At 68.6% G+C, this 16,075-nt stretch carries 16 protein-coding genes; 9 read left to right on the top strand and 7 right to left on the bottom strand.

Annotated features, from left to right (window positions below; all coding sequences use genetic code 11):
- The first annotated feature begins 90 nt into the window (after positions 1-90).
- The 3 genes from ctaC to ABD882_RS14385 are packed head-to-tail and all read left to right on the top strand — an operon-like array spanning position 91 to position 3,173.
- Entirely contained in the window at positions 91-1,002 is a 912-nt protein-coding gene (ctaC, locus tag ABD882_RS14375) for an aa3-type cytochrome oxidase subunit II (RefSeq protein WP_345188035.1), read from the top strand.
- A 5-nt stretch (positions 1,003-1,007) separates the two neighbouring features.
- Complete coding sequence (ctaD, locus tag ABD882_RS14380; protein ID WP_345188036.1) at positions 1,008-2,735, top strand: aa3-type cytochrome oxidase subunit I; 1,728 nt, start codon at positions 1,008-1,010, stop codon at positions 2,733-2,735.
- Between the two features lie 3 nt (positions 2,736-2,738).
- Positions 2,739-3,173: a cytochrome c oxidase subunit 4 gene (locus ABD882_RS14385; RefSeq protein ID WP_345188038.1), complete on the top strand. Its 435-nt coding sequence runs from the start codon at positions 2,739-2,741 to the stop codon at positions 3,171-3,173.
- 64 nt (positions 3,174-3,237) lie between these two features.
- Here the strand turns inward: ABD882_RS14385 and ABD882_RS14390 are convergent, their stop codons facing one another.
- From ABD882_RS14390 to ctaE, 6 genes are all read right to left on the bottom strand, one after another.
- A complete protein-coding gene (locus tag ABD882_RS14390) occupies positions 3,238-3,363 on the bottom strand; it encodes a hypothetical protein (protein ID WP_345188039.1) in 126 nt (41 codons plus the stop codon).
- 150 nt (positions 3,364-3,513) lie between these two features.
- A complete protein-coding gene (locus ABD882_RS14395) occupies positions 3,514-3,933 on the bottom strand; it encodes a rhodanese-like domain-containing protein (RefSeq protein ID WP_345188040.1) in 420 nt (139 codons plus the stop codon).
- A gap of 86 nt (positions 3,934-4,019) precedes the next feature.
- Entirely contained in the window at positions 4,020-5,834 is a 1,815-nt protein-coding gene (gene qcrB, locus ABD882_RS14400) for a cytochrome bc1 complex cytochrome b subunit (protein WP_345188041.1), read from the bottom strand.
- The gene (gene qcrA / locus ABD882_RS14405) at positions 5,831-6,904 is read right to left on the bottom strand and encodes a cytochrome bc1 complex Rieske iron-sulfur subunit (RefSeq protein WP_345188042.1); all 1,074 of its coding nucleotides are present in this window, start codon (positions 6,902-6,904) and stop codon (positions 5,831-5,833) included. The genes qcrB and qcrA overlap by 4 nt, the downstream gene beginning before the upstream one ends.
- A gap of 33 nt (positions 6,905-6,937) precedes the next feature.
- Entirely contained in the window at positions 6,938-7,735 is a 798-nt protein-coding gene (gene qcrC / locus ABD882_RS14410; protein ID WP_345188043.1) for a cytochrome bc1 complex diheme cytochrome c subunit, read from the bottom strand.
- A 21-nt stretch (positions 7,736-7,756) separates the two neighbouring features.
- Positions 7,757-8,389, bottom strand: a complete 633-nt coding sequence (gene ctaE / locus ABD882_RS14415; protein ID WP_486348214.1) for an aa3-type cytochrome oxidase subunit III — start codon at positions 8,387-8,389, stop codon at positions 7,757-7,759.
- A 170-nt stretch (positions 8,390-8,559) separates the two neighbouring features.
- Between ctaE and trpD the strand changes: the two genes are divergently transcribed.
- Positions 8,560-9,624 carry an anthranilate phosphoribosyltransferase gene (gene trpD / locus ABD882_RS14420; RefSeq protein WP_345188044.1) on the top strand — a complete coding sequence of 355 codons (1,065 nt, stop codon included), beginning with the start codon at positions 8,560-8,562 and terminating at the stop codon, positions 9,622-9,624.
- 5 nt (positions 9,625-9,629) lie between these two features.
- Positions 9,630-10,616, top strand: a complete 987-nt coding sequence (locus tag ABD882_RS14425; protein ID WP_345188140.1) for a PHP domain-containing protein — start codon at positions 9,630-9,632, stop codon at positions 10,614-10,616.
- A 26-nt stretch (positions 10,617-10,642) separates the two neighbouring features.
- Here ABD882_RS14425 and ABD882_RS14430 read toward each other — a convergent pair whose 3' ends face one another.
- A complete protein-coding gene (locus ABD882_RS14430) occupies positions 10,643-11,578 on the bottom strand; it encodes a 5'-3' exonuclease (protein WP_345188045.1) in 936 nt (311 codons plus the stop codon).
- A gap of 191 nt (positions 11,579-11,769) precedes the next feature.
- Between ABD882_RS14430 and rpsA the strand changes: the two genes are divergently transcribed.
- The 4 genes from rpsA (at position 11,770) to ABD882_RS14450 (ending at position 16,065) form a co-directional block, all read left to right on the top strand.
- The gene (gene rpsA, locus ABD882_RS14435; protein ID WP_345188047.1) at positions 11,770-13,230 is read left to right on the top strand and encodes a 30S ribosomal protein S1; all 1,461 of its coding nucleotides are present in this window, start codon (positions 11,770-11,772) and stop codon (positions 13,228-13,230) included.
- 146 nt (positions 13,231-13,376) lie between these two features.
- The gene (locus ABD882_RS14440) at positions 13,377-14,588 is read left to right on the top strand and encodes an MFS transporter (RefSeq protein WP_345188048.1); all 1,212 of its coding nucleotides are present in this window, start codon (positions 13,377-13,379) and stop codon (positions 14,586-14,588) included.
- 86 nt (positions 14,589-14,674) lie between these two features.
- Positions 14,675-15,283, top strand: a complete 609-nt coding sequence (gene coaE / locus ABD882_RS14445; RefSeq protein ID WP_345188049.1) for a dephospho-CoA kinase — start codon at positions 14,675-14,677, stop codon at positions 15,281-15,283.
- Complete coding sequence (locus ABD882_RS14450; protein WP_345188051.1) at positions 15,280-16,065, top strand: GNAT family N-acetyltransferase; 786 nt, start codon at positions 15,280-15,282, stop codon at positions 16,063-16,065. The genes coaE and ABD882_RS14450 overlap by 4 nt, the downstream gene beginning before the upstream one ends.
- Positions 16,066-16,075 lie beyond the last annotated feature (10 nt).

A 16,075-nucleotide genomic window follows, 5' to 3' on the forward strand; every position in this document is an offset into this window, starting at 1 on the left:
GACCACGCCGAACCTGCGTGGTTGGCGTGAAACGGGTGTGAGGTTGCCCTAGAATGGGCTTGCCCATGTCCGCGATCTGAAAGGTGCATCGTGCCCTCGAAACGCCGCCTTCGTTGGGCCGCACTCCCCCTGGGAGTCGCGGCAGCCGTGGCCCTCGCGGGATGCTCTCCCACGGAGCTCCACGGATTCCTCCCAGGCTTCGTCGCGGACGGCACGCCGGCCACCAACCAGACCGATCGCGTCGCCGCGCTCTGGGTCAACTCGTGGATCGTGCTCCTCATCGTCGGCCTCATCACCTGGGGCCTGATGGGCTGGGCGGCGATCGCGTACCGCCGCCGCAAGGGTCAGACCGGCCTGCCGGTGCAGCTGCGCTACAACATGCCGATCGAGATCTTCTACACGGTCGTGCCGCTGATCCTCGTGCTGGGCATGTTCGCCTTCACGGCCCGCGATCAGACGATCATCGAGACCCAGTACGGCCCGGGCAATGAGCCCGACGTGTCGATCACCGCGATCGGCAAGCAGTGGGCCTGGGACTTCCAGTACGACGGCAAGCAGAAGGACAACTCGGACGCGGTCTGGACCATGGGCGTCCAGGCGCAGCCCGACAAGGCCGGCAACATCGACCAGGCGGCGCTGCCGACCCTCTACCTGCCGGTGAACAAGAAGGTGCACATCACGCTGCAGTCGCGCGACGTGATCCACTCCTTCTGGATCATCGACTTCCTGTACAAGAAGGACATGTACATCGGCAAGGACAACTCGTGGTCCTTCACGCCGACCCGCGAGGGCACGTACCAGGGCAAGTGCGCCGAGCTCTGCGGTGAGTATCACTCGATGATGCTGTTCAACGTCAAGGTCGTCAGCGATGCGGACTACCAGACGTATCTGACCAAGCTGCACGACGAGGGCAACACGGGCGACATCACCGACGCCTACGACCGCCTGAGCAACCTCCCCGGCACCACCGGGAAGAACGAGACAACTCCGGAAGCGAAGTAATCAGCATGACGAGCACTCTTCCCGGCACCTCGGAGGCTGGCGCCAGGCCCACGACGATCCCGCCGCGTCAGGCGGCCCTGCTCAGCTCGACTCGCGTCGAGCAGAAGGGCAACATCGTCGTCAAGTGGGTGACCTCCACGGACCACAAGACCATCGGGTACATGTATCTGATCGCCTCCGTGCTGTTCTTCCTGCTCGGCGGTGTGATGGCGCTCATCATCCGTGCGGAGCTGTTCTCGCCGGGCATGCAGATCGTGCCGACGAAGGAGCAGTACAACCAGCTCTTCACGATGCACGGCACGATCATGCTGCTGATGTTCGCGACGCCGCTCTTCGCCGGCTTCGCGAACGCGATCCTGCCACTGCAGATCGGCGCTCCCGACGTCGCGTTCCCGCGGTTGAACGCCTTCGCATTCTGGCTGTTCCTGTTCGGCTCGACGATCGCGGTCGCCGGATTCCTCACCCCGCAGGGTGCGGCGTCGTTCGGCTGGTTCGCCTATCAGCCGCTCGCGAGCGCGTCGTTCACTCCCGGCGCGGGTGGCAACCTCTGGATGATGGGCCTCGGCATCTCGGGCTTCGGAACCATCCTCGGTGCGGTGAACTTCATCACCACGATCATCACGATGCGTGCGCCCGGCATGACGATGTGGCGCATGCCGATCTTCTCGTGGAACACGCTCATCACGAGCCTGCTCGTCCTGATGGCGTTCCCGGTGCTGGCCGCCGCGATTCTGGCCGCTGCTGCGGACCGCATCCTGGGCGCGCACATCTACGACCCCGCCAACGGCGGCGTGCTGCTGTGGCAGCACCTGTTCTGGTTCTTCGGGCACCCCGAGGTCTACATCATCGCGCTGCCGTTCTTCGGCATCGTCTCGGAGATCTTCCCGGTCTTCAGCCGCAAGCCGATCTTCGGCTACAAGACCCTCGTCTACGCGACGATCTCGATCGCGGCGCTGTCGGTGGCCGTGTGGGCGCACCACATGTACGTCACCGGATCGGTGCTGCTGCCGTTCTTCGCGCTCATGACGATGCTCATCGCGGTTCCGACCGGCGTGAAGATCTTCAACTGGATCGGCACGCTGTGGCGAGGTTCTGTCACCTTCGAGACGCCGATGGTGTTCGCGCTCGGCTTCCTGGTGTCGTTCGTGTTCGGTGGTCTCACCGGCGTGATCCTCGCCTCCCCGCCGCTGGACTTCTTCCTGTCCGACTCGTACTTCGTCGTGGCGCACTTCCACTACGTGGTGTTCGGCACGGTCGTGTTCGCGATGTTCGCGGGCTTCTACTTCTGGTGGCCGAAGTGGACGGGCCGGATGCTCAATGAGCGCCTCGGCTACGTGCACTTCTGGATGCTGTTCATCGGCTTCCACATGACGTTCCTGATCCAGCACTGGCTGGGAATCGACGGCATGCCGCGTCGTTACGCCGACTACTCGGCGTACGACAACTGGACGTGGGAGAACCAGGTCTCGACGGTCGGCGCCATCCTCCTCGGTGCCTCGATGCTGCCGTTCTTCCTGAACGTCTGGCTCACCGCGCGCAAGGCTCCCAGGGTCACCGTGAACGACCCGTGGGGGTACGGCGCCTCGCTCGAGTGGGCGACGTCGTGCCCGCCGCCGCGGCACAACTTCACGTCGATCCCGCGCATCCGCAGCGAGCGTCCGGCGTTCGACCTCAACCACCCGGAGGCTGCGGAGCACCCCGTCGCCGCTGCCGCCGATGGAAAGGCTCACTGACCCATGCGCGACAACGTCATCCTCTGGTGGGTGCTGACCGGTTTCTTCGGCGTCATGGGAGTGACCTACACGGTCTGGAACATCGTCGCTCACCCGGACCGCCCCATCGTCACGGCGATCGAGTGGGTCGGCACGGTCGCCTTCTTCTTCAGCTGCTTCATGGCCGCGATGATCGCGTTCTATCTGGACCGCACGCACCGCGCTCAGGGTGGTTCGCTGCCGGAGGACATCCTCACCAGCGACATCGACGACGGCGACCCGGAGCTCGGCGAGTTCAGCCCGTGGTCGTGGTGGCCGATCGTGCTGGCCGGATCCGCGGCTGTCGGCGCCATCGCCCTGGCCGTCGGCGAGTTCCTCTTCCCCGTGGCGCTCGCGATCTTCGTCATCGCGATCGTCGGCTGGGTCTACGAGTACTACCGCGGTCACTTCGCCCGCTGAGCGAGATCTGATCCACGAACGGCCCCGGGAGCGCAGCTCCCGGGGCCGTTCGCTGTGCGGTACTTCAGGGATGCGCGGAGGCGGAACCGGTCGCGTGTGACGGCCGTGCGGTCGGGGTGATCGCGGAGAAGAACGTGAGCCTGCCCGCGAAGACCAGGGCGATGTCCTCGTGGATGTCGTAGCCGGCCATCGCGAGTGCGGCCGCAGAGGGCTCCTTGCCGTGCCCGCACCCGGCCTTGCGGTCTGCGATTCACGGAGTTCCTCTCGAGGCCGGGACGCTTCGAGGTTAGGGGAGCGGTGCGCGGGGCCGTTGAGGGCTGTGGATAACTCCGAGCCGTGCTCAGGCGCGTGTGCGGATGCGGGCGACGCCGGTGAGCGGATCGACCGGACGGCGGTGCACGCCGTCGGCATCCTGGACGGGATAGCCCTCGCGGACCCAGTACTCGAACCCGCCGATCATGAGACGCACGTCGTAGCCGAGCTTCGCGAACTCCAGGGCGCCCTTGTCGGCGGCGTTGCATCCGGGGCTCCAGCAGTACACCACGACGGGTGTGTCCGCCGGGATCTCCTGGGGGGCGCGGGCGGCGATCTCCCGGTAGTGCATGTGGATGGCATCCACGACGCGCCCCTGCGCCCAGGCCTCGTCGGAGCGCACATCCACGACCGCGATCCGCTCGCCGGCCTTGCGCGCGGCATGCACGTCGCTGGCGTCGGTCTCGTAGGCGAGCTTGGCGGAGAAATGGTCCTGGGCGCTGGTCATGACGCCAGGCTACTCCGGGCGGAGTCGCGGCAACGACGAAGGCCCCGTCACATGACAGGGCCTTCGTCGGAACCAGGGGGAGCGGCTTATTCGCCGTCCTCCTTCTTGGGCAGAGAGTCGGACGCCAGGACTGAGCTCGGCGTGTTCGGCGTCTCGCTGACGTGCGAGGTGTCGACCGGGGCGATCTCATCCTCGCTGACGCCGGCACGCTGGTGCGACGCGACGATCTCGTCGTGAGCGGCCTCATCCGTGTCGTGCAGCACGTGACGCTGGTGGGCGTCTGCCGCCGCGATCTCGGTCTGCGTGAGCGGGGAGAGGCGGTCCTCGAAGAACCAGCGTGACATCGAGGAGCGCAGGTTCTGCGTCCACGGGATGCGGCCCTTGGCGTTCGGGCGCACCACGAGCGGCTCGTAGGTCTCCGCGTCGACGAGCTTCCAGCGGTCGTACACGTCGACCGGCTTGTGCACCTCGATGTACTCGCCGCCGGGGAGGCGGACGATGCGGCCGGACTCGTAGCCGTGCAGGACGATCTCGCGATCCTTCATCTGCAGCGCGATGCAGATGCGCTTGGCGATGAAGTAGCTCAGCACGGGACCGACGAACAGCAGCGCCTGCAGGGTGTGGATGACACCCTCCATCGTGAGCGAGAAGTGCGTCGCGATGAGGTCGGAGGAGGCCGCGGCCCACAGGACGGCGTAGAAGACCACGCCGGCCACGCCGATCGCGGTGCGCGTCGCCGACGAGCGCGGACGCTGGGCGATGTGGTGCTCGCGCTTGTCGCCGGTGATCCACGCCTCGATGAAGGGGTAGAGGGCGACGAGCACGATGAACAGGCCCAGCACGAGCACCGGGATGATGATCCCGAACGACCAGGTGTGATCCAGGAAGACGACATCGAGATCCGATGGCGCGAGACGCAGAGCGCCATCGGCGAACCCGATGTACCAGTCCGGTTGCGTGCCCGCCGAGACGGGGGACGGGTCATACGGGCCGTAGTTCCAGATCGGGTTGATCTGGAACAGCGAGGCGATCAGCACGATCACACCGAACGTGATGAACAGGAAGCCGCCCATCTTGGACATGTAGATCGGCATCATCGGGTAGCCGACGACGTTCTCGTCGGTGCGGGCGGGCCCGGCGAACTGCGTGTGCTTGTTGATGACCATGAGCATCAGGTGCAGCAGCACCAGGCCGATCACCAGCAGCGGCAGGATCAGGATGTGCAGCGTGTAGAGGCGTCCCACGATCTGGTCACCCGGGAACTCGCCGCCGAAGAGCATGAACGAGGTCCACGTGCCGATCAGCGGAAGGCCCTTGATCATGCCGTCGATGATGCGCAGGCCGTTGCCCGAGAGCAGGTCGTCCGGCAGCGAGTAGCCGGTGAAGCCCTCGGCCAGCGCCAGGATGAACAGCACGAAGCCGATCACCCAGTTCAGCTCACGCGGCTTGCGGAACGCGCCGGTGAAGAAGACCCGGAGCATGTGCACGCCGATACCGGCCACGAACGTCAGCGCCGCCCAGTGGTGGATCTGACGGACCAGCAGGCCGCCGCGCAGGTCGAACGAGATGTGCAGGGTCGAGTTCATCGCCGCGGACATCTCCACGCCGCGCATCGGGGGGTAGGCGCCGGTGTAGTGCGTCGGCACCATCGACGCCTGGAAGAAGAACGTCAGGAAGGTGCCGGACAGCAGCACGGCGACGAAGCTCCACAGGGCGATCTCGCCGAGCATGAAGGACCAGTGATCGGGGAAGATCTTCCGGCCCAGCTCCTTCACGAAGCCGGACAGGCTGGTGCGCTCGTCGATGTAGTTCGCCGCAGCGCCGACGAAGCGCCCGCCGAGGGGCTTCTCCGACGCCGTCTGCTCCGACGTCGTCTGTTCGGTAACGGTTGCGGTGCTCAATGGCGCTCCCAGAAGCTCGGGCCGACGGGTTCTTTGAAGTCGCTCCGCGCGATGAGGTAGCCCTCGTCGTCGACGGTGATGGGCAGCTGCGGCAGCGGACGGGCGGCCGGGCCGAAGATGACCTTGGCCTGCTCGGTGATGTCGAACTGGGACTGATGGCACGGGCAGAGCAGGTGGTGCGTCTGCTGCTCGTAGAGCGCGACAGGGCAGCCGACGTGCGTACAGACCTTGGAGTACGCGACGATGCCGTCGTACGCCCAGTCCTTGCGGTCCTCGGACGGGTGCAGCTGCTCCGGGAGGAGGCGCACCAGGAGCACGATCGCCTTGGCCTTCTGCTCGAGGTAGCCGTCCTCGTGGCCCAGCTTGCTGAGCGGCTCGGGGATGACGTGCACCGCGGAGCCGAGGACGATGTCCGCGGCGCGGATCGGGGTGCCGTCGGGGTCGTGCGCCAGACGCATGCCCTTGTCCCACATGGTGTGCTTGAGCAGCTGCACGGGGTCACCGGCGATGGGGTTGTCGGGCGTGCTGTGCGGAGCCAGGCCGCGGAAGAGCGCGAGACCCGGGATCACCGAGGCGACGACCGCCGCGATCAGCGAGTTGCGGATCATCACACGCCGGCCGAAGCCGGACTCCTCGTTCGCCTGCGCGAACGCCTCGATCGCGGCCTCGCGCGTCGAGTCGCGGCCACGCGTGGGGTGGCGGTACTCGATGTGCTCCTTGTCGCTCATCACGGCCTTGGACCAGTGGATCCCGCCGACGCCGAGCGCAAGCAGGGCGAGTGCGATGCCGAGGCCGATGAACAGGTTGTTGTAGCGCACATCGATGAGCGAGCCGCTCTCGATGGGGAACAGCATGTAGGCGGCGACCGCCCAGATGCTGCCCGCGAGGGAGAGGTAGAAGAGCGTGTAGACCGTGCGGGCGGCGGTCTCCATCGCCTTCGGATCCTGATCCGTGATGCGCGCGCGGTGCGGCGGCAGACCCGGGTTCTGCGCGGGGTCGCTGACGTCGACGCTCAGCCCGACCGGGGCCTGATAGGTCCGATCAAGAGCGTGCGGGTCGTCGTGTGCCATGGTTCTCCTCGTACGTTCTGCGATATGCCGGCGTCAGTTGGACTTCGCCGTGATCCACACGGTGATGGCGACCAGAGCGCCGATTCCGAAGATCCAGATGAACAGTCCCTCCGAGACGGGGCCGAGGGATCCGAGATCCATGCCTCCGACCTGGGTCTCCTTCTGCTGGAACAGCAGGGCCGAGATGATGTCGCGCTTGTCCTGGGCCGACAGGTTCATGTCGCCGAACACGGGCATGTTCTGCGGCCCGGTCACCATCGCGGCATACATGTGCAGCGCGCTGGTCTTGGTCAGCGGCGGCGCGTACTTGCCCTCGGTGAGGGCGCCTCCGGCCGCGGCGACGTTGTGGCACATCGCGCAGTTGATCCGGAACAGCTCGGCACCGTGCGCGACATCGCCCTTGCCGTCGAGGATCTTCTCGTCGGGGTAGGTCGGGCCGGGAGCGACGGACTGGACCCAGGCCGCGATGTTCTTGATCTGGTCCTCGGTGAGCTGCGGACGCTTCTGCGGCGCCTGCGGTCCCTGCATCTGCAGCGGCATGCGTCCGGTCGACACCTGGAACTCGACGGCGAGCTCGCCGACGCCGTAGAGGCTCGGCCCGGTAGCGGTGCCCTGCAGGCTCATGCCGTGGCAGGTCGCGCAGTTCGCCTGGAACAGCTTCTGGCCGTCCTCGGCGGACACCTGGGTGGTGACGGACGCAGGCTCGGACGCGGCGAACGCCGCGTTCGCACCGGCGTAGATGCCGCCGGTGATCATCAGGCCTGCGCCGATCAGTGCCGCAGCGGCCAGGGGGCTGCGACGGCCGGAACGGCGCTTCTTCTCACGTGCCATGTCGGGAATCCGCTCCGCTTCTTACTTGAGGAAATAGATGACGAGGAACAGCACGATCCAGACGACGTCGACGAAGTGCCAGTAGTAGGAAACCACGATGGCCGTCGTCGCCTCCTTGTGCGTGAAGTTCTTGACGGCGAAGGCGCGGCCCAGCGTGAGCAGGAACGCGACGAGCCCTCCGGTGACGTGCAGGGCGTGGAAGCCGGTCGTGATGTAGAACGCCGACGCGTAGGAGTCCGCCGAGATCGGCATGCCCTCGGCCACCAGCTGCGAGTACTCCCACACCTGGCCGGACACGAAGATCGCGCCCATCGCGAAGGTCAGCCAGAACCACTCGACCATGCCCCAGCGCTTGCGGCCCTTCTCGTTCACGGCGCGGAACGGCTGCATGCGCTCGGCGGCGAACACGCCCATCTGGCAGGTGAACGAGGATGCGACCAGGACCACCGTGTTGACGAAGGCGTAGGGCACGTTCAGCTGCTCGGTGCGATGCGCCCAGAGCTCCGGTGAGGTGCTGCGCAGCGTGAAGTAGATCGCGAAGAGTCCCGCGAAGAACATCACCTCACTGCCGAGCCAGACAATGGTTCCCACAGCCACCGGGTTGGGGCGTTTGATCGTTCTCGCCGCTGGGGCATACGTCGCTGAGGTCGTCACCCGTCCATTATGGCCGATCTGCGAGGTCGATTGTCGCACCGGTGGCGGCGGTTTGGCCGCGCGGCGGCTCCACGCGACCTCGGAACTGCCGGGGAATCCGCTGTGCGCCGCGGGTCCGGGGCGCCTTCTCGGCACGATCACGACTCGATTACATCGATAGGATCGCTGGCATGGCGGATGCTCTGACCTGGCCCGAAATCCTCTCCACGCTGCTCGCAGGGCGTGACCTGAGCGTGTACGAATCGACCTGGGCCATGCGTCAGGTGATGCGCGGCCAGGCCACAGAGGCGCAGCTCGCGGGCTTCCTGATCGGGCTGCGGGCGAAGGGCGAGACGATCGACGAGGTCGTCGGCTTCCGCGACGCGATCCTCGAGGCGGCCGTGCCGCTTCCGGTGTCCTCCGACGTGCTCGACATCGTGGGCACCGGCGGCGACAGGGTCGGCACGGTGAACGTCTCGACCACGGCGGCGATCATCATCGGCGCAACCGGGATCCCCGTGGTCAAGCACGGGAACAGGGCGGCGAGCTCCGCCTCGGGATCCTCGGACGTGCTGGGCGCCCTGGGCCTGCAGCTCACGCTCGATCCGCAGGCGGTCGCCGAGATCCTCGACAGGACGGGCATCACGTTCGCGTGGGCGGGCGCCTTCCATCCCGGTTTCAAGAACGCCGGCGCCGTGCGCGCCGAGCTGGGCGTGCCGACCGTCTTCAACATGCTGGGCCCGCTCTGCAACCCCGCGCGCGCCGAGGCGAACGCGGTGGGAGTGGCGCAGCTGGACCGCGTGCCGCTGATCACGGGCGTGTTCCGGACCCGCGGTGCGACGGCACTGGTGTTCCGCGGCGACGACGGCCTCGACGAGCTCACCACGACCGGGCACAGCCGGATCTGGGAGGTGACCCGCGGTGACACGCATGAGCACGATCTGGATCCTCGCGACCTCGGGCTCCCGCTCGCCGACCTCGCCGACCTGATCGGCGGCTCCCCCGAGCACAACGCGGACGTGCTGCGGCGGACGCTGGAGGGGGAGCGCGGTGCGGTGCGCGACATCGTGCTGCTGAACGCCGCGGCGGGGATCGTCGCGTATGAGCTCTCGCACGAGCCCGCGCAGGCCCAGGTCCCGATGGTGGAGCGTCTGCGCGCCGCGCTGACCGTGGCGGAGTCCGCGGTCGACGACGGGCGCGCCCTCGCCAAACTCGACGCGTGGGTCGCGGCGTCGCAGGAGCTCGCGGCGGGCTGATCACGATGGACCCGCAAGAGGCGCTGCTGGAGATCGCCCGGCTGCTGGAGCGGGAGCGTGCCTCGCGCTACCGCGCGAAGGCGTTCCGGCAGGCCGCCGCGATCTATGCGGAGCTGCCGGGCGACGCGCGCGGGGATCTGAACCGGATCCAGGCGACCAAGGGCATCGGCGACTCGACGTTCGCGGTGATCCGGCAGGCGCTGGCCGGGGAGACCCCGAACTACCTCGTGGAGCTGCGCGGCGAGGTCGAGCCGGAGATCGTCTCGGAGCTGCGCGGGCGGCTGCGGGGCGACCTGCACGCGCACACGGAGTGGTCGGACGGGACGACCTCGATCGCGGCGATGGCGGATGCCGCGCGAGCGCTCGGACATGAGTATCAGGCGATCACGGATCACTCGCCCCGGCTGCGCGTCGCCCGAGGACTCACCGCCGAGCGGCTGCGCACGCAGCTCCCGCAGGTGCGCGCCGAGAGCGGGGGCGGTCTGACGCTGCTGACCGGGATCGAGGTGGACATCCTCGAGGACGGCGGCCTGGACCAGGAGGACGCGCTGCTCGGCGAGCTGGACGTCGTGGTCGCGTCCGCGCATTCGAAACTCCGGATGGATTCCGCTCCGATGACACGGCGGCTCGTGAAGGCGGTCTCGAACCCGCATGTGAGCGTGCTCGGGCACGTCACCGGCCGGCTCGTGCAGGGCGAGCGGGGCACGCGCCCCGCGTCGCAGTTCGAGGCGCGGGCGGTGTTCGAGGCGTGCGCCGAGCACGGCGTCGCGGTGGAGATCAACTCGCGTCCTGAGCGGCAGGATCCGCCCGACGAGCTCATCGCGCTGGCGCTGGAGATCGGCTGCCTGTTCTCGATCGATTCCGACGCGCATGCCCCGGGACAGCTGTCCCTGCTCGACCACGGCGCCCAGCGCGCCGAACGCGCCGGGGTGCCGGCGGAGCGGATCGTGACCACCTGGGGGCTGGACCGGCTGAGGCGCTGGGCCGGCTGAACCGCACCGGTCGATGCGCGTGAGAATCAGGCGGTGCGGCTGAGCGCTTCCAGCGCGCGCGCCATCGACGTGCCGAGGTTCCAGCGCTCCGCGACCGACACGGCCGCCGCGGTCTCCGCAGCGTCCAGCGGACGCAGCGCCTCGGTCGGCACCGTGATGGGCAGGGCGGTCGCGACTCGGACCACGGTGGGCGCCACGTCCAGATAGTCCGCAGCCGCGAGGATCTTCTTCGCCACGGCGGCCGACATGCCCTCCGCGGCCTGGGCGGCGGTGCGGATCGCGGCGAGGTCGCCGTGCGCGGCGAGCAGCGTGGCCGCCGTCTTCTCGCCGACCCCGGCCACGCCGGGCAGGCCGTCGGAGGCATCGCCGCGCAGGGTCGCGAAGTCGGCGTACTGGCCGGGCAGCACGCCGTACTTGCGCACGACGGTCTCGTCGGTCACCTCTTCCAGGTTGCTCATGCCGCGCGCGGTGTAGACGACGCGGACGCCGCGGGCGTCGTCGACGAGCTGGAACAGGTCGCGATCGCCGGTGACGATGTCGACCGGGATGTCGGAGATCGTGGCGAGGGTGCCGATCACGTCGTCCGCCTCGTGCTCGGCCACGCCGATGATGGGGATCCGCAGCGCCCCGAGGGCCTCCCGGATGATCGGAATCTGCGCCTCGAGAGGATCCGGCACCTCCTCGACGTCCGCCCCGCACGGCACCACCTCGACGACGCGGTGCGCCTTGTAGCTCGGGATGAGGTCGACGCGCCACTGCGGACGCCAGTCGTCGTCCCAGCACGCCACGAGATGGGTCGCGCCGTACGCGGTGACCAGCTTCGCGATCATGTCGAGAAGCCCTCGGGCGGCATTGACGGAGGTGCCGTCCGGAGCCTTGACCGCATCCGGCACTCCGTAGAACGCGCGGAAGTAGAGGCTGGCGGTGTCGAGGAGGAGCAGCTTCGGCGCGGCATCGGTCATGCGGGACAGTCTGCCAGCAACGGCGAGAAGGTGTTCCCGGCAGGGTTTCCTCCTGATAGGGTGAAGTGTCACCCGCGGGGGTTCCTCGCGCGTGCGTGACGACCAATGCATATCCAATCGCCCCGGCACGATCCTGCGTCGCAGACCGCGTGCCGCGGCCCGAGTATCCATCAACAAGGACAACCCACTACATGACTACCGCAACGGCCGCCCCGGCCACCAAGCAGGTCGCGATCAACGACATCGGATCTGCCGAGGACTTCCTGGCTGCGGTCGAGAAGACCCTGAAGTTCTTCAACGACGGCGACATCATCGAGGGCACGATCGTCAAGATCGACCGCGACGAGGTTCTGCTCGACGTCGGCTACAAGACCGAGGGCGTCATCCCCTCGCGCGAGCTCTCCATCAAGCATGACGTCGACCCGAACGAGGTCGTCTCGGTCGGCGACCAGGTCGAGGCCCTCGTCCTCCAGAAGGAGGACAAGGAAGGCCGTCTGATCCTGTCCAAGAAGCGCGCGCAGTACGAGCGCGCCTGGGGCGATGTCGAGAAGATCAAGGAGAACGACGGCGTCGTCACCGGTCAGGTCATCGAGGTCGTCAAGGGTGGGCTCATCGTCGACATCGGCCTCCGCGGCTTCCTGCCGGCCTCGCTCATCGAGCTGCGCCGCGTCCGCGACCTCACGCCGTACCTCGGCCAGGAGCTCGAGGCCAAGATCCTCGAACTCGACAAGAACCGCAACAATGTGGTCCTCTCGCGCCGCGCCCTGCTCGAGCAGACGCAGTCCGAGTCGCGCACCACGTTCCTCAACAACCTGCACAAGGGTCAGGTCCGCAAGGGCGTCGTCTCGTCGATCGTCAACTTCGGTGCGTTCGTCGACCTCGGCGGCGTGGACGGCCTCGTGCACGTGTCCGAGCTGTCCTGGAAGCACATCGAGCACGCCTCCGAGGTCGTCGAGGTGGGCCAGGAGGTCACCGTCGAGATCCTCGAGGTCGACCTCGACCGCGAGCGCGTCTCCCTGTCGCTGAAGGCGACGCAGGAGGACCCGTGGCAGGTCTTCGCCCGCACGCACGCCATCGGGCAGGTCACGCCGGGCAAGGTCACCAAGCTCGTCCCGTTCGGTGCTTTCGTCCGCGTCGCGGACGGCATCGAGGGCCTCGTGCACATCTCCGAGCTCTCCAGCAAGCACGTCGAGCTGGCCGAGCAGGTCGTGTCCGTGGGCGAAGAGGTGTTCGTCAAGGTCATCGACATCGACCTCGAGCGCCGTCGCATCTCGCTGTCGCTCAAGCAGGCCAACGAGTCGGTCGACCCCTACGGCACCGAATTCGACCCCGCGCTGTACGGCATGCTCGCCGAGTACGACGAGAACGGCGAGTACAAGTACCCGGAGGGCTTCGACGCCGAGACCGGTGCGTGGAAGGACGGGTTCGACACCCAGCGCGAGGCATGGGAGCAGGAGTACGCCGCTGCCCAGACCCGCTGGGAGGCGCACAAGGCCCAGGTCATCAAGGCCGCCGAGGCCGAGGCTGCGACGGTCGACGACTTCGGCGCGAGCGCGCAGTCGTTCTCGAGCGACGCGTCCGGTGCGGGCACCCTGGCCGACGACGAGGCTCTCGCGGCTCTGCGCGAGAAGCTCTCGGGCGGCAACGCCTAAGCAGCACTCAGCATCGCTGAGCAGAACGGGCCGTCACCTCCGGGTGGCGGCCCGTTCCGCGTTCGCGGGGAGTGCGAGGATGAAGGCATGGCCGTCATCGAGCTCCGCGGATCCGGCGACGCACCCCGGCTGCGGATCCGATCCCGGTGAGCTTCACCGGCCACGCCCCCGGCTCCGGGGAGTACCGGCGTCTGATCATCGGCCTCTTCTTCGCCGGCATCGCCACGTTCGCGCAGCTCTACTCGCCGCAGGCCGTTCTGCCGCAGATCGCGACCGATCTCGCGGTGCCGCCCGCGACCGCCGCGCTGAGCGTGTCGGCGGCGACGCTCGGGCTCGCCGCGTCGGTGATCGGATGGTCGATCGTCGCCGATCGCATCGGACGCGTGCCGGCGATGGCCATCGGCGTGCTCGCGGCCACCGCCCTGGGGTTCGCCGCGCCGTTCGGTGACCGCATCGTGCCGCTGCTCGTGCTGCGCTGCGCCGAAGGTGTCGCGCTGGGGGCCGTGCCCGCGGTCGCCCTCGCCTATCTCGCTGAAGAGGTCGACGCCCGCCATGCCGCGACCGCGGCGGGGAGCTACATCGCCGGAACCACCGTCGGCGGGCTGCTGGGGCGGATCGTGTCCGGCATCGTCGCGGAGGCCGCGGACTGGCGCACGGGGGTCTGGGTGGTGGCGGCGCTCTGCGCGGCGTCCGCCGTGCTCTTCCTCAGTCTCACTCCCCGCGCACGCGGATTCGCGCCGAGCCGGTTGCGTGCGCACTCGGGACCCGCACTGGGCGAGCGACTCCTCGCCCTGCTGCGCTCGCCTCAGCAGCGCGCCCTGCACCTGCAGGCGTTCCTGCTGATGGGGGCCTTCGTCGCGGTGTACAACTATCTCGGCTTCCACCTCGCGGCCCCGCCGATCGCGCTGCCGGGCTGGCTCGTCACGCTGCTGTTCCTGGCGTATCTCGCCGGCACCGTGTCCTCGCCGTGGGCGGGCGCGCGGGCGTCACGGGTGGGACGCTATCCGGTGCTCCTCGGATCGATCGGAGTCATGGCGCTCGGCGCGATCCTGATGCTCGTGCCGGCGACGGCGGTCGTGCTGGCCGGTCTGGTGCTGTTCACGGCCGGCTTCTTCGCCGCGCACGCGATCGCGTCCGGCTGGACGCCGGTCGCGGCACCGGCGAGCAGTCGGGCGCAGGCCTCCTCGCTCTACTACTTCGCCTACTACGCGGGGTCGAGCCTGTTCGGCTGGGCACTCGGCCTGGTCTTCCTGCAGGCCGGGTGGGCCTGGTTCCTGATCGCGGTGACCGTCCTGTGCGCGGCGTCGGCGTTCGTCGCGCGAGCGGTGCTGCGCGACGCTCCGTCCGGGCGGGTCTGAGGGGTTCTCGGAGCCGCGAGCGCAGACACCGGCCGGTGCCGGGGCGCTCTGACCGACGTCATTCGCGCGTGTGCGAGACTGACGGCATGCCCCTCATCGCGCTCACCGGCGGCATCGCGTCGGGCAAGTCGACCATCGCCGCCCGGCTCGCGGAGCACGGTGCGGTCATCGTGGACGCGGACCGGATCGTGCGGGATGTGCAGTCGCCGGGTTCCGCGGTGCTGACACGCATCGCGGAAGCATTCGGCGCGGAGATGATCCAGCCCGACGGCGCGCTCGACCGCGCTCGGCTGGGTGCCAGGGTGTTCGGCGACACGGAGGCGCTCGGCCGGCTGAACGGCATCGTGCATCCGGCCGTGAAGGCCGAGTCGGAGCGCCGCTTCACGGACGCGCTCACCGCGGATCCGGGCGCCGTGGTCGTGTACGACGTGCCGCTGCTGGTCGAGGCCCGCGTGGACGATCCCTGGGACCTGGTCGTCGTCGCGGATGCTCCGGCCGCGCTCCGGGAGGATCGGCTGGTGCGGGAGCGCAGAATGGAGCGGGCCGATGCGCGGGCGCGGATCGCCTCGCAGGTGCCGGATGCGCAGCGACGGGCGATCGCCGACGTGCTGATCGACACGTCGGGGGAACTCGCGGACACCCTCCGGCAGACCGACGAGCTGTGGGCGAGGCTGCGCGCGGGGAGCACCCGGTGACCGGCCTGCTCGCCGCCTATGACGCCCAGCTGCGGGGAGACGCGGAGCTGGACGGCGCCGAGGGCGTGCGCCGGTTCGGTCCGGTGACCGTCGGCGTCTTCCCCGGCGGGAGCGGTTTCGCGAGCTACCGGGATCTCGCCGGCGCGGGGGAGCGGAGGATCCGCTCTCTGGTGCGGGACGTCGCCGCGCACTTCGCGGCGCAGCCCGATGTGCGCACGGCGGAGTGGAAGACGCGCGGGCACGACGCCGCGCCGGGTCTCGCCGCGGCCTTGCTCGAGGCGGGGTTCGCCCCGGAGGACGAGGAGTCCGTCATGCTCGGGGAGGCGTCGGCGCTCGCCGGCGACGTTCCCGTCCCGCCCGGCGTGACGCTGCGCGAGATCCGCGCGGAGCACGACATCCTGGCGATGGAGGAGATGCAGGGCCGCGTGTTCGGCGATCCCGACTGGCAGAGCCGTGCCGCGCGCACTGTCGCGCGGGTGGCCTCCGGCGCCGACATCGTGCTCTGGATCGCCGAGTCGGAGGGCCAGGTGATCAGCGCCGGACGCCTGGAGCCCGTCGCCGGCACGGAGTTCGCCGGCATCTGGGGCGGTGCGACGCTGCCCGAGTGGCGTGGACGCGGGGTCTACCGAGCGGTGACCGCACGGCGTGCGCACGCCGCGCTGCAGCGCGGGATCCGCTACCTGCACTCCGACTCGACCGAGTTCTCCCGGCCGATCCTGGAGCGCTCCGGACTGCGCAAGTACACCACGACCACCCCGTATGTCTGGACCCGCGCGAGCTGAGTCGACCGAT

This window comes from Microbacterium panaciterrae (genome assembly GCF_039541635.1).
GTDB lineage: Bacteria > Actinomycetota > Actinomycetes > Actinomycetales > Microbacteriaceae > Microbacterium > Microbacterium panaciterrae.

Bases quoted from the DNA above. Each gene is read 5' to 3' on its own strand.
- ctaD (WP_345188036.1), top strand. From the start codon at position 1,008: ATGACGAGCACTCTTCCCGGCACCTCGGAGGCTGGCGCCAGGCCCACG.
- ABD882_RS14385 (WP_345188038.1), top strand. From the start codon at position 2,739: ATGCGCGACAACGTCATCCTCTGGTGGGTGCTGACCGGTTTCTTCGGC.
- ABD882_RS14390 (WP_345188039.1), bottom strand. From the start codon at position 3,363: ATGGCCGGCTACGACATCCACGAGGACATCGCCCTGGTCTTCGCGGGC.
- ABD882_RS14395 (WP_345188040.1), bottom strand. From the start codon at position 3,933: ATGACCAGCGCCCAGGACCATTTCTCCGCCAAGCTCGCCTACGAGACC.
- qcrA (WP_345188042.1), bottom strand. From the start codon at position 6,904: ATGGCACACGACGACCCGCACGCTCTTGATCGGACCTATCAGGCCCCG.
- qcrC (WP_345188043.1), bottom strand. From the start codon at position 7,735: ATGGCACGTGAGAAGAAGCGCCGTTCCGGCCGTCGCAGCCCCCTGGCC.
- trpD (WP_345188044.1), top strand. From the start codon at position 8,560: ATGGCGGATGCTCTGACCTGGCCCGAAATCCTCTCCACGCTGCTCGCA.
- ABD882_RS14425 (WP_345188140.1), top strand. From the start codon at position 9,630: ATGGACCCGCAAGAGGCGCTGCTGGAGATCGCCCGGCTGCTGGAGCGG.
- ABD882_RS14430 (WP_345188045.1), bottom strand. From the start codon at position 11,578: ATGACCGATGCCGCGCCGAAGCTGCTCCTCCTCGACACCGCCAGCCTC.
- rpsA (WP_345188047.1), top strand. From the start codon at position 11,770: ATGACTACCGCAACGGCCGCCCCGGCCACCAAGCAGGTCGCGATCAAC.
- coaE (WP_345188049.1), top strand. From the start codon at position 14,675: ATGCCCCTCATCGCGCTCACCGGCGGCATCGCGTCGGGCAAGTCGACC.